The organism is Oceanobacillus sp. FSL W7-1281, from assembly GCF_037969835.1.
Classification (GTDB): Bacteria; Bacillota; Bacilli; order Bacillales; family Amphibacillaceae; genus Oceanobacillus; species Oceanobacillus oncorhynchi.
Genome location: NZ_CP150214.1, coordinates 1,935,331 through 1,956,115 on the forward strand (window position 1 = coordinate 1,935,331; position 20,785 = coordinate 1,956,115).

The window sequence follows — 20,785 nt, forward strand, 5'->3', positions numbered from 1 at the left end:
CGAATTTGATAATGATTCCAAGGAGCTGGTCAGCTTTCCTTCATCTCTACTATAAAAAATAGCAGCACAAACCATGGCTTTGGTCTGTGCTGCTATTTTTTATAGGATGTTTTTCTATTTTAATACTGCTTGCGCTACAGCTAAACGAGCGGCTGGAATACGGTATGGTGAACAAGAAACATAATCGATGCCGATTTGTTGGAAGAAAGAAATCGATTCAGGATTGCCGCCAACTTCGCCGCAAATACCGATCATCATGTTTTCTTTCGTTTGTCTTGCTTTGTCGACAGCGAGCTTAATCAATTCGCCGACACCGCTTTGATCCAGAACCTGGAACGGGTCTTGCTGCATAATCTGTTTTTCTTTATAGGCATTGATAAACTTACCGATATCATCGCGAGAAAATCCAAATGTCATTTGAGTTAAATCATTGGTACCGAAGCTGAAGAAATCGGCATTTTCTGCTAATTGGTCAGCGATGATACATGCGCGCGGTAATTCAATCATGGTCCCGATTTCGTAAGGAAAGGGCTCTATTTGATGCTCCTTGAATGTAGCTTCGATGGTTTCCGTTAAAAAGCTTTTAACGTAGTCCAGCTCGGCTTTTTCTGAAATTAAAGGTACCATGATTTCTGGGCAAATCGTCAAGCCTTCTTTTGCTAATTGAATGGCACTATTGAAAATCGCTTTGACTTGCATTTGATAAATAAGTGGTTCAGTGATGCCTAAGCGACAGCCACGATGGCCCAGCATTGGATTGGTTTCTTGTAATTTTTCGATTTGTTTCTCCACAGCAGATGAATGTCTGTTTAGTTGATCAGCCAATGACTTGATTTCATTGGCATCATGCGGCAAAAATTCATGCATTGGCGGATCAAGCAGACGAATCACCATTGGTTTATCTTGAACGGTTTTTAACATTTGATAGAAATCTTCTTGCTGGAAGCTTAGTAATTTATTTAAAGCAAACTGAACTTCCTCTTCATCTTTAGCCAGAATCAAGCGGCGCATTTCCAGCACACGCTCTTCCCCAAAAAACATATGCTCTGTTCGGGCTAAACCAATTCCTGTTGCGCCAAAATCAATCGCTGTTTGTAAGTCTTGTAATGTTTCAGCGTTCGCACGAACCTTCAACTCAGCGCATTCGTCTGCCCAAGTAAGTAATTGCTGCAAGCTCTGATCGTTTTCAGGAACAATCGTCGGGATTTCACCTAAATATAAGCTTCCTGTACTGCCGTCAACAGAAATCATATCGCCTTCCGTCAGGGTATGGTTACCACATAATACAGTTTTGGCGCTTTCATTGACTGTTAATGCTTCACAGCCGGTGACACAGCAAGTACCCATTCCTCTGGCAACAACGGCTGCATGCGACGTCATCCCGCCACGGCTGGTAACAATTGCTTCACTGACCACCATGCCTTCAATATCTTCTGGTGAGGTTTCTTGACGGACCAGAATTACTTTTTTTCCTAAAGCAGTGTATTCTTTTGCTTTATCAGCTGTAAAGACGATTGATCCCGTTGCTGCGCCTGGACTGGCAGGTAAACCTGTTGCGAAAGCATCCACTGCTGTCAGTTTTTCGGTATCAAAGACCGGATGAATCAATTGATCGATGACATCAGGAGAGACGCGCATAATTGCTTCTTCTTTTGAAATTAAACCATCAGCTGCTAAATCCAAAGCGATTTTCAAGGTAGCTTTAGCGGTGCGCTTTCCATTTCTGGTCTGCAGAATATACAGCTTGCCATTTTCGATTGTAAATTCGATATCCTGCATATCCTTATAGTGCTGCTCCAGTTTGTGAGAATGTTTAATAAAATCATTATAAGCTTCTGGCAAAATGGTTTGCAGAGATTCAATCGGCTCCGGTGTACGAATTCCTGCAACGACATCCTCACCTTGGGCATTGATTAGAAATTCACCAAATAATTTATTATCACCGAGAGAAGGGTTGCGAGTGAAGACCACTCCTGTTCCGCTTTCCTCACCGCTGTTGCCAAAGACCATTGACTGGACATTAACAGCTGTTCCTAAATGATGAGGAATATTGTGCAGGTCGCGATATACTTTCGCCCGCTGGTTATTCCAGGATTTGAAAACAGCCTTCGTTGCTTCAAATAATTGCTCCATTGGATCCTGTGGAAAGGCTACTTTATTCTTAGAGAACAAATTCTTATACAATTCAATCAATTCTATATGCTCTGCTTCGCTAAAATCAGTTACTTTTTTATTCAAACGCTTCTCCGTTTGATGCAGCAATACATTGAATTGTTCTTTATGGATTCCGTAAACGACATCACCGAACATTTGCAAGAGACGGCGGTAGCAGTCATAGGCAAAGTTCACATTGGTCAATTTGGCAAAATCTTGAACTCTATGATCATTTAAGCCAAGGTTTAAAATGGTGTCCATCATGCCGGGCATGGAAAAGGCAGCGCCGCTTCGAACAGAAACTAATAGAATATTTTCAGTAGATGTAAAAGATTTCCCTGTTTCTGACTCTAAATTTTGAATCGCTTTCAAAACTTCTGCTTTTAATTGCTCTTCAAAAAAGGAAGCATCTGCTAAATAATTCATACAACATTCTGTAGTAATCGTAAAGCCCTCAGGTACAGGTAATCCCAAATGAGTCATTTCTGCAAGATTGGCTCCTTTGCCGCCCAGCAATTCTTTGTTCCCGCTTCGTCCTTCATCAAATGTATAAATTAATTTTTCCATGAGAAACCTCCAATGATTTAATTGTGTGTCACATTTATTTAATAATCATCATATATGACAAAAATATGTGTGTCAATACATAAATATGTGATTATTAGTTTAAAATATTCATTAATATGTGTATAATGAAAACATAATAATAACATTGTTTGATAGCTTTCTTTGGAGGTCCAAGTATGAAATTAAGTGAAAGACAAGAACAAATCATCCAATTAGTAAAAGATTATCAGCCGGTCAGCGGGGAAAAAATATCTGAGCTGTTAGATGTTTCTAGAGCTACGTTACGTTCAGATTTATCGTTTTTGACATTAGCAGGTATTTTACAAGCTACACCTAAAATCGGCTATACGTATTCAGGTTCGGATTTAGAAGCCTTTTTCTTTTTTAAGACCTTTGATACGAAAATCGATGAAATTATGATTCCACCCTTAGTGATTAACCAAAATACATCGATTCGAGATGCCATCACTAATTTGTTTATTTATGATGTTGGTTCCCTGTACGTGGTGGATGAAGAAAAACTTCTCGTGGGTGTTTTATCCAGGAAGGATTTATTAAGGGCATCATTAAATTCAGAAATTGATAATACGCCAGTTGTAGTGTGTATGACACGAATGCCGCATATTAAAGTCTGTCAAAAAAATATCAATATACTGGAAGCAGCCACTATCTTACAGGATTTTGAAGTTGATTCACTGCCAGTCGTTGAAGAGGAAAATCACAAAAAAGTGATTGGTAAAATTACGAAGTCTCGAATACTTAATTACATTACGCAGCAAGCCAGAAATGCAGAATTAAATAAATAAAAGGGGATATCCATCTATTATGAAAAATGAAATCATCATCTACTCTATTTCTGATTCACTTGGAGAAACATCACAAAAGTTACTAACAGCCGTCAGTGCACAATATCCGGATTTGAATTTTAATAAAAGCTATCGTTTTCCATTAGTAAATCGAGAAGAGGAGTTATTGGGAATTTTGCAGGATGCCTTAAAGGATAAAGCGATTGTTGTTAGCACCTTAGTTAATCATCGTCTAGCTGAAACTGCCCGAAATTTCAGTCAGCAGTCAGGCCTCATGTATTTAGATTTGATGCACCCATTTTTTGAAATGATTCAAGCAAGAACCGGTTCAAGTCCCATTGAAGAACCTGGAACAGTTCATAAATTAGATACGAAATACTTTAACCGCATCGCAGCTATTGAATTTGCGGTGAAATATGATGATGGCAAGAATCCGCAAGGCTTTATAGATTCCGATTTAGTTTTGTTAGGTGTATCACGAACCTCAAAGACACCATTAAGTATGTATTTAGCGAATAAAGGGTATAAAGTTTCCAATTTACCTCTGATTCCGGAGGTTCCCTTACCACAGATACTGGAAGATGTAGATCCGCATAAGCTGGTGGGGTTAGTTTGCCATCCAGATAATTTATCTAGAATTAGAAGTAATCGATTAGATTCATTAGGTTTAAATCATTCAACGAGTTATACCGATTTAGAAAAAATATATAACGAACTCGACTACTCACAACAGGTTTTCAAACGATTTGGTATTTTTACGATTGATGTGACAGATAAATCGATTGAAGAAACAGCGTATGTGATTGAAGAACATTTTAAAGAAATGGAATAAAACAATCTTTTTATGGTATGTATTTATATGAGTGACAACTGTCTTTTATAAAATAGGGAATAGGTATTTTTCATGACTTTATATTCATTCTGCAGGGTTTTATGTAGTATTATTTGCTATAATACTAGAAAAAGAGAGAATCTTGTTAATATACCATGCTTTTTATGATAGATTTTATTCTAAAAAATATAAAAGAATTGGCCAAGTCGTGAAGTGAGATGTTCTGGAATGGAGCAATCTTGCTGTCTTTCAGCATCCTTCAATGAGTGCTGAATCTTCGAAAGACGGCCGTTCTTTAATTAATGACGGCAGGGCGGTCACTGCGATGAAAAATAAGAATATGTACACATACTTCAAGGTTTTTATTATTCTATTATTATTTTTTACTTGCCTGATCAGTTTTCGAATTATGTGGATTAATTACCATAACAAAGGAGAGCAGCCTGTAATCACAGAGGGCGTGCTTGATTTAACAGATTGGGATTTTTCTGACAAAGAGACGATTTCTTTAAATGGGGAGTGGATTTTTTATCCCAATCAATTCATAGATATAACAGGTATATCTGATGCGGTGGACTCCACATTGATTCAGGTTCCTGGTGATTGGCGAAATGAGCTGAGGATGGTTAATGAAAATCAGGCAAACAGCTTTGGGTATGGCAGTTATTATTTGAAGGTGCTGCTGCCGGATGCAAGCCCTCCTTTTCTCGGTCTGCGTCTGAATAACATACATACGGCAGTTAATATCAGGGTAAATGATCAGCTTGTAGAATCGGTGAATTACCCAACTGCCGAGAAAACGGAACAGTCACATATTCGCGGACCGATTACCAGTCTGTTTTATGCGGATCCGGATAAGCGTGAACTGGAAATTATCTTGCAAGTTTCGAATCATGAGCTTCCGTTTGCGGGTGGAGTAGACCAGACGGTTTCTTTTGGAACGGCAGAAGCTGTCAATCAGGAAACCAATCTGTCCCGCTTTCTTCAGTTAACCGTTATTATCATTCTATTCTTGCATGCCCTGTATGCTTTTGCCATTTTCCTTATGAATAAAGGGAAGCAGCAAACCGAATTAGTTTATTTTGGGTTCATGTCATTCTTGATTGCTGTAGGGAATTTATTAGACGATGAAGTATTTGTTCAATTGCCGTTTAGTGCAGATGTCTCCTTCCGGCTGCTGGTCGCCATCTATATTCTGGTGTTATTTGTCTTGATTAAATTTATTCAGCATTTGTATCAAATGCATCAGAAGTTTATCAAGGTGTTAGGCGTTATTGCTATCGTGATGGCGGTATTGACCTTGACTGTTTTTTCACTGGAGCATTTTACCGTTTTATCGATGCTGTTGTTTGTATATGATGCTGTTGCTATTGCTTATCTGTTTATCATTACACTCAGGCAAATTGTTCGCGGAGATAAGAACGGGATTCTGATTTTACTCTTGATATGCAGCTATACCTCTAATGTAGTGTGGGGAGCGGCAATACAAACAGGTCAAATAGACTTTCCTTTTTATCCCTTTGATTTTTTTGTGCCCATTGTTATCATCGCTATTCTATTAATTAAACGTCATATTCAATTGACACAGCTGAGTGAAGAGCAGGCAGTGAGATTAATTGAAGAGGATAAGAAAAAGGACCAATTCTTAGCGAATACGTCTCATGAGATTCGCAATCCTTTACATGGAATGGTGAATATTGCCCAATCGGTTATTAATAAACATGGGGACAGCTTAACTCCTGAGACGGTCAATAATTTACAGCTTTTAGCTCAAATTGGCCATCGATTAACATTTACTTTAAATGATATTCTGGATATTACAAGACTAAAAGAGCGGAAGATTCCGTTACAAAAAGAGAATCTTTCATTGCATTCTATTACAGACGGTGTCATCGAGATGGTGCAATTTACCTCCCCAAAAAAGTCCATTACCGTACATAATGAAATTGAGTTGGATTTTCCTCCTCTATATGCAGATGAAAATCGGCTGATTCGAATTTTGTTTAATCTGATTCATAATGCAGTGAAATATACAGAACGGGGCAAGGTTATTGTTTCTGCTGCAGAGCAGGAAGATATGGCTGTTATTACGATTCAGGATACAGGAGCCGGGATCGCTCCGGATGCTTTGGAACGAATCTTTCTTCCTTATGAAAAACTCAGTAAGTCTGATGTGGATAGCGGGGGAATCGGGTTAGGGTTAAATATCTGCAGACAATTGGTTGAACTCCATGGCGGTGAAATGAATGTGGATTCTGAACTGGGCAAAGGAACGTCCTTTTCTTTTAGTATGCCTTTAGGCTCAATGGCAGGTATAAATTTGGTACAGTCAGAGAGCGGGAAACAAGGCAGCATTTATGATGACTCTGCCATTCATACCATGGGATGGCATGATAAAAATTCCGCAACAGGCAAGCCTTTTCTGCTGGTTGTGGATGATGACCCTGTTAATTTAAAAGTAATGCAAAATCTTTTAGAACCGGATTATCAGCTGCATTGTACAACGGATCCGGAGGCAGTTATAGAGTGGCTGGAGAGGCAATCCTATGATTTGGTCATCTCGGATGTGATGATGTCGCCGTTTTCCGGCTATGAATTAACAAAACGTATTAGAGAACGCTTTAGTCTTTCCGAATTACCTGTCCTATTATTAACGGCTCGTAATCAAACGGAGGATATTTATACTGGTTTTATATCCGGTGCAAATGATTATATCGCCAAGCCAGTCGAAGCGTTAGAATTACAAGCCCGGGTCAGGGCATTAACAGATTTAAGCCATTCTATTGATGAACAATTGCGGATGGAAGCGGCTTGGTTACAAGCTCAAATCAAACCGCATTTTATGTTTAATACTTTGAATGCCATTGCTGCCTTAAGTAATATAGATATCGACCGGATGATGAATCTGCTGAATGAATTTGGCAGATACCTTTCCAGAAGCTTCCATAGCAATAATACAAAGCCGTTAGTATCGCTGGAGGAAGAGCTGGAGTTAGTAGATTCCTATATTTATATCATGCAGCAGCGATTTATGGAGAAGCTGACCGTGCATAAGGATTTTGATGACGTTCAGGATATCTTTGTACCGCCGCTGTCCATCCAGACAATCGTGGAAAATGCAATCAATCATGGGATTATCTCCCAAAATAAACCAGGTACACTGTGGCTGCAAGGGAAACAATTAGCAGATGGTTACCACATTAAAATTATCGATGATGGAGCAGGGATGGAAGCAGAGGTATTGGCCGGATTATTAAATAAAGAGGAAGAAAAAGAGGGCGTGGGTTTACTGAATACGAATCAGAGATGGAAAAAGCTTTTTGGACACGGAATGAATATTAAAAGTACAGCAGGAGAGGGGACAGAGGTGACGCTGTGGATTCCTAAAAATAAATAATACAAAATAGGATAAGTCCCCTCTAGCGCACTGTGCAAATAGAGGGGACTTATCCTATTTTGGAGCTGTGACAGTGTTTGTGTTATTCTCTTATAACATTTGGTTATTTTCTTTTATAGTAAGCTTTCTAATGAACATAAAAATTCCTTTTCCTACTTTAAGCAGGATATACCCGGGAATCCATCCAAACAGAATAATAATAATCTCCATCGCAAAAATAAAGATACCTAACGGCGGAATGTCAGCGAATATCGAGATAATCCATACAGGAATACTGTGGCCTGCAAAAAGGATAACGAAATAAATGAACGGAAGAAACCATTTCGTATAAGCCCTCCAAAAAACAGTAATAATCGGCAGCAGGATGTTGATACCATATACGCCAATAACAAATAATATTCCTATTTCCCAAAAGGTATTATCATCAGCGACAGGCTGCCAGGGAAGTACAGTTAAACCAAGAATAAATGCATAAGCTAACAGAAGTATTCCTATTCGAATTTCCCATTTTCTTGTCTTTTTTCTCAATGAAATTTCAGGTTTTTTCTCATCGGGCTCCCATGGATGAAATGGATTCTTATATATTTTTCTTCCTATTTTTTGTGGGAATTCCTCCCCGTTCCATGGCTCTCCTTTGAGCTGGTTAAAGTCCGTATGATATTTTTGACGTTCTAAAAGGGCAGGACGGAGATCATCATCTGTTTGAAACAATGGCAATCCTTTATCCTGAAAACGGGCTGTCCAATCGTAAAATTCTTCTTCATTAAAAAATTCTCTCATATAATATTGATTGTCTTTGTATTTAAAAACCATAAGTTTTCCTGCATAATACAATTTTTTATTAGAGGAAGATTCTTTGATACTATTTCCTATAATGACTTCCCAGACAGAATCAAATAAGATGGATGTTTCTTCCCTTTGTCCGGCCTTATGATCAATAGCAGTTTGGAAATACCCTTTTTCATTTAATTCATAGAAAATTTCATATCTTTCTAAGTATTTTTTCTGCTGCATAAAAAAAGCAAAAATCAGGCCGGATATAAAGCTGATAACAGCAAAAATGCTTACAAGTATCCAGTTAATGGGTTGTAAAAATAGAAAATAGATTCCGCCTCCTGTGAAAATAAGACAAATAATAAGAGCAATCGTGGTTATGTGACGGAGCGCATCATTTGTTTCGGAAGGAGGCTGATTTGTATCTTTGATTGGTTTATGTAGGTTGTTTTCGATATAGATTCCCTCCTTTGGTTCTTCTTCTAATCAGTTTATTTTATTACAGCCTATGTTTGATAACATGTTACCACATCCAGATTTTGTTATAAATAAAAAAGAGATGTACAACAATGAATTTTTGGAATATATTTGAAAACTATTTTGTCTGTTTAAATATATAAAGGAAGGGAAAAAATACAAAGTAAGCAAATTTTATGATTTGTTTATTGATTTCAAGGAGGGGTTAAGATGAGAGTGCAGGACAAAGTTACGCTGATTACTGGAGCTGGTACCGGAATTGGAAAAGAAACAGCTCATTTATTTGCAAAAGAAGGCGCAAAGCTTATTTTGACTGATGTAAATGTTGAAGGTGTCAAAGAAACAGAAAAGGAAGTCAACGAGCTTGGAGCAGAAGCTATTTCGATAAAGCATGATGTCAGTAAAGAAGCGGATTGGAAAGAGGTTGTTAAAAAGGGCGTTGACCAATTTGGAACCATTGATGTCTTGTTCAACAACGCAGGGATATATATTATCAAGCCAATCACGGAAATTGAATTAGATACATGGAATAAATTAATGAATATCAATGTGACAGGCACATTCTTAGGGATGAAGCATGTATTGCCTGTGATGCAGAAGCAAAAAAGTGGTTCAATCATTAATGCTTCCTCTGTTGCAGGACTTGGTGGAGCGCCTGGACATGCATTATACGGTGCAAGTAAAGGTGCAGTCCGTATTATGAGTAAGGACGTTGCGATGGAAGTTGCCAAGGATCAGATTCGTGTGAATTCGATTCATCCAGGTTATATTGACACACAAATGGCGGATTATGGAGCAGAGCAGCAAGGGAAGACCGCAGATGAAGTTGGGAATACTTATCCGCTTGGACGTTTAGGAAAACGGGCTGAAGTGGCAAAAACAGTGTTGTTCTTAGCATCAGATGATTCTTCGTATACGACAGGTGCCGAGTTTCCGATTGATGGCGGGTCTACCAGCTCGCTTTAGCAGCATGACTTCAGAGGAAAACCTTGGATCATAGCTCACTAAAAATAACTTAAAAGGGTTCTAATTATCCTAATTAGATAATCGGAACCCTTTTATTTTGGTTTATTATCATTAGCTGATTAGCGTACAGAGTATTGTATTTCCACTTATCTTATAAACTGAAAACAATTGGCATCCAGAAGTATACGGCAGCAGTGATGACCACAACGGATATGAGGTTCAGCCATACACCGGCTTTAGCCATGTCGGAAACTTCTAAATATCCAGCGCTGAACACTGCTGTGTTCGGCGGGGTAGCAACAGGAAGCATATAACAAGATCCTGCAGATAATGCTGCGGCTGCCATAAGCGGAAGCGGATCAATTCCAATAGCAATCCCGAGGCCGACAGTCAGCGGCAGGATTAAATTGGAGACAGCGGTATTTGAAAGAATTTCGGTAATGCTGAGTACAAACACAACGAGTAACAGTATTACAAAGATATATTGCATGCCTTGAAGCATCTGCAGGACTTCCCCGATAGAATCATTCAATCCTGATTCACTAAATGCTGTTGCGATTGACATACCGCCTCCAAAAAGAATAAGAATCCCCCAAGGCAATTCCGTCGTGTCTTTCCATTCGAGGATGCGTTCAGCTTTATTTGAGCTTGGCAGGAAGAATAAGAGTGCTGCCCCAAAGATAGAAATGGTCGCATCATCCAAATTGTCAAAAAACGCACTAATACTTTCAGGCATGAATCCAATGCTGGAAACAAATGGAGAAATAATCCATAACATGACAGTAATCAGGAAGACAATACCAACCTTTATTTCGTCCGACGTGAGCTTGCCAAGCTTATGAAGTTCATCTTTCACGAAGCTTAATGCACCATCGGCTTCTTCTGAGGATTTCACTTTAAATTTAACCTTTGTAAGATAAAAATATAAGATAACTAACAGGATAATTGCAATTGGTCCTGTGAAGAACAGCCACTCTGCAAAGGTAACTGTCCGGTCAAGCTGTGAAGATGCAATACCTGCCAAGAGCGCGTTTGGAACGGCAGATACCAGTGTGGCAAGACCGCCAATTGTAGCTGCATAGGCTACAGCGAGTAAGATGCCTTTTGAAAAAAAATCAAAGTTTTGCCCCTTAAGTATTTCTTTATCCTTCACTTCATCAATGAGTGCGATAGCCACCGGCAGCATCATCAAAGCTGTGGCAGCATTGGAAACGAACATGGAGATTCCTGCTGTGGCAATCAGAATTCCCAGAATCATCCGATTGCTTTTTGTTCCAATCATTTTAATAATATTGAGCGCAATACGCCGATGCAGATTCCACTTTTGTATGGCCAGGGCAATGACAAAACCGCCTCCATACATAAAGATGACGGAGCTGCCGTAAGCAGGTGCTACGGTATCGATATCCACACCATGAAAAGCAGGAAACAGGACAAGCGGCAATACAGAAGTTGCAGCCATTGGGACAGGTTCTGTCACCCAGAAGGTCGCGACTAGCAATGTTACTCCCAGTACTACCTTCTGTTCATGCGGTAAAACGTTTTCAGGAATAAGGAAATAAACGAGTGCAAATAATACTGGTCCCAGGATGAGTCCGACCCAGTTGCGTATTGTATAATGGGGTTTATTTTCTTGATTTTCTTTAGATTTCATTGTGCGGGCCCCCCTATGCTTTAGTAAAGCTTGATTGTCCCATTTTTTAGTAATATTTATCCTTATATCTGGATAGAAGGCTTGCTAAATATGTAAATTCACCTCAAATATCCCAGCAATAAAATAGCAAATGGGTTACTGGTTTTTCTTGTAATACTATTCCCAGCAGATTTATTGATAAAACTTAATAAAAGACAGGTTTATTATGAAATACAGTATAATAATGCTATGTTTGTAATAGAATTTGATAAAATGACATGAATAGCTTACTTTATGGAAAGGCGGATAATCATGGAGATTATAAAAAGATACGGGACTCTTATTCTATCCACTATCCTGACGATAGCGGGCTATTCCAAGCTGAAAACCAGCGTTAGCGGTGGGTATAAGGAGCAAATAATTATTTGGCCACTACTGGAGGCACGATGGATTCGGCACAATTCAATATGATTCAACAAGGGTATATTGCAGCCAATATTGTTTTATAGGCGAAGCATTGCTTGTTATAGGGCTGGGATTTCTTTGTTTATCATATTTTAAAGGAAATCAGAGCTGACTGATAATAGACGGACTTTTATTTAAAGATATAACCAAACTTTTTCAAAATCTCTATCTCATGTAACGACTATTTTTAATCGTAAAATATAATTCTCAACATATTGCAGCAACCAAGCTGCGAATAAAGTTATCAAATCATCCCATTATTCATGACAAACCAGTTACTTATCCGATATAGTATAGATAGATATGTCTAACGTGATAAGAGGCGAGTTAAAATGGAAAACAATGAACCAAAATTAACGAAAAAACAAATCGCAATATTAGAAGCTGCAACGGATTTATTTGCAGAAAAAGGGTATGCAGGCACATCAACGAGTGAAATTGCCACGAAAGCAGAGGTGGCAGAAGGAACGATTTTTAAGCATTTTAAATCGAAAAAAGGGCTGCTGATGGCGGTTGTTTCGCCAATGATGGTGAAATGGCTTGCTCCCATGATAAAAAAAGATCTGAATAAGGTGCTTGATCAGGAATTTGAATATATTCAAGATTTTATTCGGGCGATGATTGAGAATCGAAAAGAATTTATTCAAAAAAATTTACCGATGTTAAAGATTTTAGTACAAGAAATTCCATTTCATCCCGATTTAAAAGAAAAGTTTATTGAATATGTAGGGAATGATATTTTTGATAAACTGAGGGAAATCGTCACGTATTATCAAGACAAAGGACAGCTGGCTGACATGAAGACAGACACAATTATACGCACGGTTGCTACATCGATTTTATCGTATATTGTGGCACGTTATGTGTTTCTTCCGGAAATAAATTGGGATGAAGAAGAAATAGAGACAGAAAGAATTATTCAAATATTGGAAAGCGGGATTATACAGACAAACAGCGGGCAATAGGTATGCGTTTCTTTTATCAAAAGATTCCTCAGATCTTCACATTAACGGAAAGGTCAGGGGAATCTTTTTACATTTTATTAAAATAAATGATTCGACTACCGTCTTCTGCGCTTTTCTTTTATCGGATAGAGAATATAATAAAAAATCGTCCCTGTGAAAAAGGAGAGAATACATCCTAATAAAGATATTTGAGAGTAAAAACCGCCTTGACTCGTCTCCATTTCAAATAAGCCGGAACCAAAGATAGAAGCATGCTGAGGCAGACCTAACAGATGAAGCAACGTTAGAATAAGTGGTGCGCAAAGTATAATAAGGACATAAATCATTACAAAGCAGAAACCAGATAAGATACTTTGGAATATTTTCATGATACATCACCTTTCTTCAATACATCATTCATCGTTATTTACGGTTGCCTTACTATGTTATACCCTAAAAATCATTATTTACATCATTTGTGTAGGATATGAAGGATTTGTCAGGATAAACAAAATGCCCGCAAAATTGAATAAAAGGTTCAAATAAAAAAGTATATATCTCCGTATGTTTCTTCACATCCATCACAAAAAAATGAGAACCAGGCTTACATAATAATTCGTGTCCTGTTGCCCAATATAGGAGGAATGTTTTCATGGTAAGAACGGACAGCATGGAAGGAAAAAGGAATACGAATATCTATTTTTTAACAGGTATTGTGGCTATCATGATACTTGCCGCTTTTCCAGAAATATATTCGTGGTTTTTCCCATTCTATTTTTTGGTGATCAGTATCATTTGTTTTGTCAGAAATAAAACAAAAGCTGAAAAGGTTTTTGCTTATGTTTCCTTATTATTAGCAATAGGAAGCATGATTCTTTTTCCCTTCTTTTAAAAAGCAAATAGTGCTTCATGAAAGGAACAGGCGTGATTCCTCTGTCATTCTATGATGGAGGAATCACGCCTGTTTTGAGATGTAAGCAGAAGCTTTCAACTCTAAATAAATGCAGATGCACTATTTCTTTAACATATACCATCTGCTAAAATCTTGACACCATTCAATGGGAAGGTTGCTGATCCTTGTATACACAACAGGCCTTGCACGATTGCTTACTACAATAGAAGCTAATCCCAGCTTTTGCTGGACGATATGACGTGTCAGCTTAAATTCCGCTATTTTAGTTCTCTTAGACAAGAAAAATCTTGTATTAAAACCGCCAGTCTTAAACTGCACAATGGAGTCGTTCACTGCATAGCGCGTCTGGTAGAAATAAAGCAGTCTAGACATGATTACCAGGATGAAAATAACGATGGAAAGTATCCACCAGGGTATTTCCAAGCCTAAAAAGTCAGGTTTAACATAATAAAGCAAGCCTGTTGCGATCATCCAAACCCAGCTGGGCTTTAGCATCTGAAGCAGCCAAGCTTTTTTAGGCAAACGATTCATTTCCGAAGTTACCTGATAAGCCGGTAATATTTCTTCAATCATTGTGTATGCACGCTGTACAGGAAGAAAAGGATACAGTCTGTTCACTTCTGCATCTTCACTGCCTGTATTTCCTGCGCAAATCAATTTTATTTCCGCAATTCCAAGAGCTCGTTTTATCCATGATTGATGTACGCTGACAGCTTGCACATTTGCTTTGGAAATACGAAAGGTAGTTCTCTCTGAAAATCCCTGTGTAATGTAAATCTTTTCGATATCAGAAGCAATTTCATATTTGCCATATCGAAATATGGTTAACACGGTGCCGGCAGCTATCGCAATCAGTATGATCAAGATGCTGGAAACGAAAATAATCCACCAGGGCCAAGCGTCTAGAATATCGGTGAACACATCTTCCGCTTGTGCGCCGATAGAAAAGAATTGTATGAAGTTTGATATAAGCGACCATGCAATGGGAAACACAGCTATAAAGCTAAATGATGCTAAGGAAGCTTTGGAAATATCATAGGCTGTCGGCGAGAAATGAACGATAGGATATGCATTATACGTATCTGTTTGAACGTTTTCAGATACCGGGCCCGGGAATTCTTTCTCATAGGTATTTTCTGAACGGTTCAAGCTCCCTGTTGCACGAATGTGTTTTTCAATTTCCTGTGCTTCTTCCTGCGTTAAAACATGAAAGGTTACCGTGCTATTATCTCCAGTTGTGCTCGTTTCCAACGTAAGTGAAGTCATGTTGACCATGCGATGGAATAGGGCAGCTTTCTGCCTGGTGTGCTGAATCGTTGCATAAGGGACCGTTCGGCTGCTTGTTATCAATAGCCGCCGGTTTAGCTGCAGATTTTCATTTCCAATTTTATATTTGCTGGTAAACCATCGAATGGGAATTACCAAAAGAATAAGCAGAAATATCAAAACGATTGCCAAACGGCCATAGGTAAACAGCCAAAAATCAGAATTTGCTCGAATAATAAATAGAAATAGGAATAAGAAGAACATGTTTTTAATCAAGCGCCAAATATCGTAGACCATAAGCAGGGGATGATACCGTTTTTCTTGATTCATGCGTCCCGCTCCTTTACATTCGCATAGGTTGCGATGTGCTGTCGCAGTTCCATCGCCTCTGTTTCATCTAAAGCGGGAATGGTATGCTCCGTTGTTATCGTGTTGACCTTCAGCTGATAAAGCTGATATTTTCTCATGAATGGTCCTTGATGAATGGATACGGATTGGATCTTCGTCATGGGTATCATTTGATGTTTTTGGAAAAGCGCTCCTGACCTTAATTGTAAAAATTCCTCACTGACCCCAAAACGCCAATGCTGATAACGTCTTTGGAGTTTGAAAGGGGTGAAGCTCATATCGATAATCGTGAACAAAATCAGCCCCATGATGATCCAAGCTATCCATTCTCTCCATGAAAAAGAATAGCTAAGATAGAGGAATAGACCAAGTATACCTAAGCCAATTACATTCGAAAGGACTTCATTCATAAGCCAAACCTTGATACTATATTTGGATAGTCTGCGTTGTGGTGCTGGAATGTCTTTTATCAAATTAAATCACCTTTCATTTTTCCTGCTTTGTTATACAGACTTCATTTACTCTAGATTAAGAAAAATTTCCTCAAGGGACGGTTCTTCTACTTCTAACCGAAATACATCGATGTCCTGTCTTACAAATTGTTTATTTACATGCGGAATATACTCTTTTGAAGCCACAATGATTTCGGAATCTGTTTCTCCGATTTGAATTTTTTCGACAAGCGCTGTGAAGGAAGACTGTAAGTGTACTTGCTCCTTTTCAGAGAGGGCGCGATGATGAATATGAATCACGATGTCCTGCTGATATTGTTCCCGCAGCTGTTTCATCGTTCCCTGCGTTTGAATGCTTCCCTTGTTCGTAATCGCAATCTCATCACATAATTTCTCTACTCCATTTAAATTGTGAGAGGTTAATAGAATCGTTGTTCCTTGTGAAGCAATTTCTTTAATTAATGCATGAATGTTCAAAACGGCGTTGGCATCCACGCCGGATGTTGGTTCGTCCAAAAAGAGCAGCTTAGGCTGATGAATAATGCTTTGGGCGATGCCCAGTTTCTTTTTCATTCCAAACGAAAACTTTTTTACTTTGACATGGACAGCGTCCTCTAAACCGACTTGGGTGAGAACATGGATAATATCCTGCTTGGAAAGTGATTGTTTGACTAATTTTTGAAAGTAGTTTAAATGCTGGTATGCTGTTAAATCATCATAAAAGGTAGAATAATCCGGTAATACACCAATTTCTTTTTGAATCGATTCCAGCCTTTTTTCAGGCTGTCCCAAAACTTCAAAGGAACCGGAGCTGGGCTTGATAAGTCCGGACACCATATTGATAAACGTGGATTTGCCTGCTCCATTTTTCCCGAGAAAGCCAAAAATCGTACCCTCGGGAATGTGTAAATCAACGGAATCAACAACCGTTTTCTTTCCATATGTTTTGGTTAACTGATTTGTTTGTAATGCTTCCATTATAAATCCCTCTTTCTAAAGATAAGTAAGCTTAATACAATAAATAAAATGGGAAAAAGCACTACGAAATAAGTATAGTAACTGTGCGTTTCTTCCTGTATGTAATAAAAATAGGGCGTAGCATAGCCAATGGCCTTCACAAAAATATTGTCTGTCCCTGTACTCCATAAACCAAGCACCGGCAGAGCAATCGAAATAATGATTCCTAAAAACATACTTAAAGACGGCTTTGGAATAACGGTTGATAGAAACAGTGTCAGGCCGATAAAGTAAGATACAAAAATAATTGCCTGAATCAGATTTAGAATGGAAAACGATTTTGAAAATGGAATGATAAGTAACAAAGCGACAGTAAGGCATACAGCCCAAAATAAAAAACTCCCGATAAATTTGCCAAGAATAATATTACGCCGACTTGTTTTTGTTGCTAAAAAACGGATGGTTCGTGTATCCATTTCTTTATTGACAATATTGTGGGACAGGCTGGTTACAAACAAAGGCGCAGCTAAAATCAATAAGAGCATTAATCCCATTACATAAGCATCCCGCCCAAGTCCTAACTCTTGAAGGTACGCTTCAAATTGGCGGACTAATCTGGCAGCACCGACTGTGACACCAAATAGAAAGCCAATCATTAAAATAGAGCGAATGCTCGTAAATAAACTTTTAAATTCTCTAAAAGCGACAGTAAACATAAATGAATCTCCTTTTTTATACGTATATTAGCTGACAGAACGGCTTCGGGTTATCGCCATGATTCCGGCAATCAAATAGACTATACCGCCAAAAATCCCTAAACCAATTGTTGAAAGCGTGCCAAGTATGGCTATTCCAATTAATAGAATCCCAGCCGATTTTCCGTTTGTATCTTTTTTCAATAAGTAAATAGCTGCGGCTCCTAAGACTATCCAGGTGAAGGAAATGACAGCTAAATAGATAAATAAATAACCTATATAAGTGATGATTTGCTGTTCGCTGAATGCAACTATATTTTCATCCTCCATAAAAGATTGGACTAACTCCAGCGTCTCAGGGCTTCCCTCGACATTGCCATACAACAGGATGCTTCCGGCGAATAGTACGCCAAATAATAAAATGCCAATGGCTGTTAAGATCATTTCTGCTTGGTGCTTCATACCCACTACTCCTTCTTATGTTTCTTTACGTTCACTCTAGCAAACGCAGCTGTCTGCTAGTTGAACAGAACATTACCAATAAATTAAAAAAGCTTCGATTTGTTCAACTGTTCGTAAACTTGCTATGGTACGATACCAATGGAGGTGTCATACATGGAGGAACAAACAGATATTTTGATTGTTGATGATGAGAAAGCAATTGTAACTATGTTAGAAATGATGCTGAAGAAAGAAGGATTTCAGCGTGTACATAAAGCTTATACCGGGCAGGGAGCCATTCAGATATTAAAGCAACATAAAATAGAAGTGATTATTTTGGACGTCATGCTTCCAGATGGGAGTGGCTTTGATTTTTGTCCGAAAATCAGAGAGCTGACAAATGCGTATATTCTCTTTTTAACGGCAAAAGTATCCGATTTAGATGTGTTAACAGGGTTTGCAACTGGGGGAGATGATTATGTCACCAAACCATTTAATCCGTTAGAGGTGGCGGCAAGGATTAAAGCGTATTTAAGAAGATCTGCTAAAACGGGCAGTTACACCAGAAAAATCCAATAACTATGACTTTGGCCATTTTGTCCTGGATGAAAACGCAGGTGTGTTAACGGTTAATGGAAAGGATGTTCCATGCCCGACACAGGTTTACTTGCTGCTTCTTTATTTATGTAAGCATCCAAATAGAATTTTTTCCAAAGCGGATTTATTGGAGGCAGTTTGGGGCTTTGAACATTTTGCAGATGAGAATACGGTTTCGGTACATATTAGAAGAATCAGAGAAAGAATTGAGGTCAATCCGAGTAAACCAGAATTTTTACTTACGGTTCGGGGATTGGGATATAAATTGGTAAAAGGAAATGCCTCATGAAGAAATTACGGAGCCGGTTGTTTTTCCATTTTTCGATTCAGTTTGGGTTTATTTCTTTGTTGATGATTGTTGTTGTAGTCGCTGCTTTTTTTATCGGTTTGTATTCCCTTTCTAATGTGGAAAGAGATGAGGATTATTATCAAACGCAGCTAGAAGAACTTGCAATTGAGATTGGCGATCCGTACGAATATAAAGAATTTGGGAACGAAATCAGCGATGCATTACCTGAGAAAACGTGGCTGCAAATTATTGATGAAGAGGGAAAAGTGGTTGAATCTGCAAATGTACCGGAAGATATAAAAGAGAATTACAGCAGTTTTGACATTGTACAAATGAAGGAGAGAGAGCAGCTAGGAGAATATGCTATCAAATATACATTAGAAGAGCCTTTATTTGCGAGTGACGATGCATATTTATTTGTGCTAGGTTACCAAGAACCAGGAAAAATTCTTATTAATGAATTATCAGAAAATACGAATGCAAACGGCAGGATTTCCGAAACAGACCAGCCTGAGGTGGAAGAGAAATTAAGCCAGCTTGAAGGAACACTTTCTATTTATGATGAAACAGGAGCTATTATTCAACAGTTTGGTAATCAGGAGCAAATAGAAGGGCAGCCATTAGAAATAATTGAAAAAGACACTTCTCCCGATCTTTTCACTGAAAAACAGTATACTTACCTAGATAGAGGTTCAGGTAATTCGTGGATTTTATATACTTCAAATGAACAAAGTCAGGATATGCCATTAACATTGTATAGAGATATTACGCTAGTATTCGTTGGTTTAACTGGGGTTATATTGCTAGTAACATTCTTAATCTCTTTTTGGACGAGTTTTCGTTATGGAAGCCCTTTGTTTATTTTTTCAAATTGGCTCAACCGGATGGGGAATGGAAACTATAAAGAAGTTTTAACAGAACAGGAGAAGAAAAAAGTATATCGGAAAAATGGCAAATTAAAAAGAAGATATAAGTTGTATAAAGAGGTTTTCCAGGCATTTGATGAGATGGCTGAAAAACTGGATGCTTCCCAAAAAGAAAGAGAACAGCTGGAAAAAAGCAGAGAGGAATGGGTTGCTGGAATTTCCCATGATCTTCGCACACCTCTGACTACCATGGAAGGCTACGGGCGCTTGCTGGGAAATAAGGAATACGATTGGTCGAAGCAGGAGCTTCAAGAGATTGGAGATACCATCACTGAAAAAAGTGATTATATGGTAGATCTAATTGAAGACTTTACGCTCAGCTTTCGATTGAAAAATGATGCCAGCAGCTTAACGTTTAACGCGGTGAGTATCAATGAATATATGGAGCAAATCTTAGAGAAGTTTCAAAAGGATGTCACCTTTAAGGATTATCCAGTTGTATATGAACCGATTCAACCAGATAGGAAAATAGAAGTGAATGAACGGTTGTTTGAAAGAATGATTGATAATCTGATGTATAATGCTTGGAAGCATAATCCGCCTGAAACTGCTGTAAAGGTAGAGGTTGCTTACTCTGAAGAAGAAAAGGCACTGGAAATCAGAATTACCGATAATGGAATGGGCATGGATGAGGAAACGCAAAAGCATTTATTCACCCGCTATTATCGCGGCACCAATACAGAGGAAAGAAATGAAGGGACAGGGCTTGGCATGAGCATTGCCCTGCAAATCGCCAAGCTGCATCAGGGGGCTATTTCGGTACAATCCGAAAAAGGGCGAGGCACCACCGTAACAGTAGTTTTGCCTTATGATAGAGATTAATCAAAGAACGCGTTACAGCAAGGGAAAACTGTAACGCGTTCTTACATAGAAATTATTAACTAAA

The 20,785-nt window shown here is 38.4% G+C and carries 16 protein-coding genes and 1 pseudogene; 8 read left to right on the plus strand and 9 right to left on the minus strand.

What is annotated here, in order from left to right; genetic code table 11:
• Positions 1-114: 114 nt before the first annotated feature.
• Entirely contained in the window at positions 115-2,721 is a 2,607-nt protein-coding gene (gene ppdK, locus MKX55_RS09710) for a pyruvate, phosphate dikinase (RefSeq protein WP_339237849.1), read from the minus strand.
• Between the two features lie 176 nt (positions 2,722-2,897).
• Here ppdK and MKX55_RS09715 point away from each other — a divergent pair, with 176 nt between their 5' ends.
• The 3 genes from MKX55_RS09715 to MKX55_RS09725 all read left to right on the plus strand — a co-directional run bounded on the left by MKX55_RS09715 (position 2,898) and on the right by MKX55_RS09725 (position 7,756).
• Positions 2,898-3,527 carry a CBS domain-containing protein gene (locus tag MKX55_RS09715; RefSeq protein ID WP_339237850.1) on the plus strand — a complete coding sequence of 210 codons (630 nt, stop codon included), beginning with the start codon at positions 2,898-2,900 and terminating at the stop codon, positions 3,525-3,527.
• A 19-nt stretch (positions 3,528-3,546) separates the two neighbouring features.
• A complete protein-coding gene (locus MKX55_RS09720) occupies positions 3,547-4,359 on the plus strand; it encodes a pyruvate, water dikinase regulatory protein (RefSeq protein ID WP_339237852.1) in 813 nt (270 codons plus the stop codon).
• A gap of 325 nt (positions 4,360-4,684) precedes the next feature.
• On the plus strand, positions 4,685-7,756 hold the full coding sequence (locus tag MKX55_RS09725; RefSeq protein WP_339237854.1) for an ATP-binding protein: 3,072 nt from the start codon (positions 4,685-4,687) through the stop codon (positions 7,754-7,756).
• A 90-nt stretch (positions 7,757-7,846) separates the two neighbouring features.
• On the opposite strand, the gene MKX55_RS09730 is transcribed toward MKX55_RS09725, so the two are convergent.
• The gene (locus MKX55_RS09730) at positions 7,847-8,770 is read right to left on the minus strand and encodes a hypothetical protein (RefSeq protein WP_339237856.1); all 924 of its coding nucleotides are present in this window, start codon (positions 8,768-8,770) and stop codon (positions 7,847-7,849) included.
• 447 nt (positions 8,771-9,217) lie between these two features.
• Between MKX55_RS09730 and MKX55_RS09735 the strand changes: the two genes are divergently transcribed.
• Positions 9,218-9,973: a glucose 1-dehydrogenase gene (locus MKX55_RS09735; protein ID WP_339237858.1), complete on the plus strand. Its 756-nt coding sequence runs from the start codon at positions 9,218-9,220 to the stop codon at positions 9,971-9,973.
• 151 nt (positions 9,974-10,124) lie between these two features.
• Here the strand turns inward: MKX55_RS09735 and MKX55_RS09740 are convergent, their stop codons facing one another.
• Entirely contained in the window at positions 10,125-11,627 is a 1,503-nt protein-coding gene (locus MKX55_RS09740; RefSeq protein ID WP_339184417.1) for an SLC13 family permease, read from the minus strand.
• A 776-nt stretch (positions 11,628-12,403) separates the two neighbouring features.
• Here MKX55_RS09740 and MKX55_RS09745 point away from each other — a divergent pair.
• Positions 12,404-13,036, plus strand: a complete 633-nt coding sequence (locus MKX55_RS09745) for a TetR/AcrR family transcriptional regulator (protein ID WP_339184420.1) — start codon at positions 12,404-12,406, stop codon at positions 13,034-13,036.
• 95 nt (positions 13,037-13,131) lie between these two features.
• Here the strand turns inward: MKX55_RS09745 and MKX55_RS09750 are convergent, their stop codons facing one another.
• The gene (locus MKX55_RS09750) at positions 13,132-13,404 is read right to left on the minus strand and encodes a hypothetical protein (protein WP_339184421.1); all 273 of its coding nucleotides are present in this window, start codon (positions 13,402-13,404) and stop codon (positions 13,132-13,134) included.
• A 263-nt stretch (positions 13,405-13,667) separates the two neighbouring features.
• On the opposite strand from MKX55_RS09750, the gene MKX55_RS09755 reads away from it, so the two are divergent.
• On the plus strand, positions 13,668-13,907 hold the full coding sequence (locus MKX55_RS09755) for a hypothetical protein (protein ID WP_339237860.1): 240 nt from the start codon (positions 13,668-13,670) through the stop codon (positions 13,905-13,907).
• A gap of 120 nt (positions 13,908-14,027) precedes the next feature.
• Here the strand turns inward: MKX55_RS09755 and MKX55_RS09760 are convergent, their stop codons facing one another.
• The 5 genes from MKX55_RS09760 to MKX55_RS09780 are packed head-to-tail and all read right to left on the minus strand — an operon-like array spanning position 14,028 to position 18,108.
• Complete coding sequence (locus MKX55_RS09760; RefSeq protein ID WP_339237862.1) at positions 14,028-15,524, minus strand: PH domain-containing protein; 1,497 nt, start codon at positions 15,522-15,524, stop codon at positions 14,028-14,030.
• Entirely contained in the window at positions 15,521-16,015 is a 495-nt protein-coding gene (locus MKX55_RS09765) for a PH domain-containing protein (protein WP_339237864.1), read from the minus strand. The genes MKX55_RS09760 and MKX55_RS09765 overlap by 4 nt, the downstream gene beginning before the upstream one ends.
• A gap of 45 nt (positions 16,016-16,060) precedes the next feature.
• Positions 16,061-16,972 carry an ABC transporter ATP-binding protein gene (locus MKX55_RS09770; protein ID WP_339237866.1) on the minus strand — a complete coding sequence of 304 codons (912 nt, stop codon included), beginning with the start codon at positions 16,970-16,972 and terminating at the stop codon, positions 16,061-16,063.
• Entirely contained in the window at positions 16,972-17,667 is a 696-nt protein-coding gene (locus MKX55_RS09775) for an ABC transporter permease subunit (RefSeq protein ID WP_339237868.1), read from the minus strand. Before MKX55_RS09775 ends, MKX55_RS09770 begins: the two co-directional genes overlap by 1 nt.
• 27 nt (positions 17,668-17,694) lie before the next feature.
• Positions 17,695-18,108: a DUF4064 domain-containing protein gene (locus MKX55_RS09780; RefSeq protein WP_339237870.1), complete on the minus strand. Its 414-nt coding sequence runs from the start codon at positions 18,106-18,108 to the stop codon at positions 17,695-17,697.
• Between the two features lie 138 nt (positions 18,109-18,246).
• Between MKX55_RS09780 and MKX55_RS09785 the strand changes: the two are divergent.
• A pseudogene (locus tag MKX55_RS09785) lies at positions 18,247-18,973 on the plus strand (response regulator transcription factor).
• Positions 18,970-20,721: a HAMP domain-containing sensor histidine kinase gene (locus MKX55_RS09790; RefSeq protein WP_339237872.1), complete on the plus strand. Its 1,752-nt coding sequence runs from the start codon at positions 18,970-18,972 to the stop codon at positions 20,719-20,721. The pseudogene MKX55_RS09785 and the gene MKX55_RS09790 overlap by 4 nt, the downstream one beginning before the upstream one ends.
• Positions 20,722-20,785 lie beyond the last annotated feature (64 nt).

Coding starts and splice junctions, on each gene's coding strand:
- ppdK (WP_339237849.1), bottom strand. CDS start 2,721: ATGGAAAAATTAATTTATACATTTGATGAAGGACGAAGCGGGAACAAA.
- MKX55_RS09715 (WP_339237850.1), top strand. CDS start 2,898: ATGAAATTAAGTGAAAGACAAGAACAAATCATCCAATTAGTAAAAGAT.
- MKX55_RS09720 (WP_339237852.1), top strand. CDS start 3,547: ATGAAAAATGAAATCATCATCTACTCTATTTCTGATTCACTTGGAGAA.
- MKX55_RS09725 (WP_339237854.1), top strand. CDS start 4,685: ATGAAAAATAAGAATATGTACACATACTTCAAGGTTTTTATTATTCTA.
- MKX55_RS09730 (WP_339237856.1), bottom strand. CDS start 8,770: ATGCAGCAGAAAAAATACTTAGAAAGATATGAAATTTTCTATGAATTA.
- MKX55_RS09735 (WP_339237858.1), top strand. CDS start 9,218: ATGAGAGTGCAGGACAAAGTTACGCTGATTACTGGAGCTGGTACCGGA.
- MKX55_RS09740 (WP_339184417.1), bottom strand. CDS start 11,627: ATGAAATCTAAAGAAAATCAAGAAAATAAACCCCATTATACAATACGC.
- MKX55_RS09745 (WP_339184420.1), top strand. CDS start 12,404: ATGGAAAACAATGAACCAAAATTAACGAAAAAACAAATCGCAATATTA.
- MKX55_RS09750 (WP_339184421.1), bottom strand. CDS start 13,404: ATGAAAATATTCCAAAGTATCTTATCTGGTTTCTGCTTTGTAATGATT.
- MKX55_RS09755 (WP_339237860.1), top strand. CDS start 13,668: ATGGTAAGAACGGACAGCATGGAAGGAAAAAGGAATACGAATATCTAT.
- MKX55_RS09760 (WP_339237862.1), bottom strand. CDS start 15,524: ATGAATCAAGAAAAACGGTATCATCCCCTGCTTATGGTCTACGATATT.
- MKX55_RS09770 (WP_339237866.1), bottom strand. CDS start 16,972: ATGGAAGCATTACAAACAAATCAGTTAACCAAAACATATGGAAAGAAA.
- MKX55_RS09775 (WP_339237868.1), bottom strand. CDS start 17,667: ATGTTTACTGTCGCTTTTAGAGAATTTAAAAGTTTATTTACGAGCATT.
- MKX55_RS09780 (WP_339237870.1), bottom strand. CDS start 18,108: ATGAAGCACCAAGCAGAAATGATCTTAACAGCCATTGGCATTTTATTA.
- MKX55_RS09790 (WP_339237872.1), top strand. CDS start 18,970: ATGAAGAAATTACGGAGCCGGTTGTTTTTCCATTTTTCGATTCAGTTT.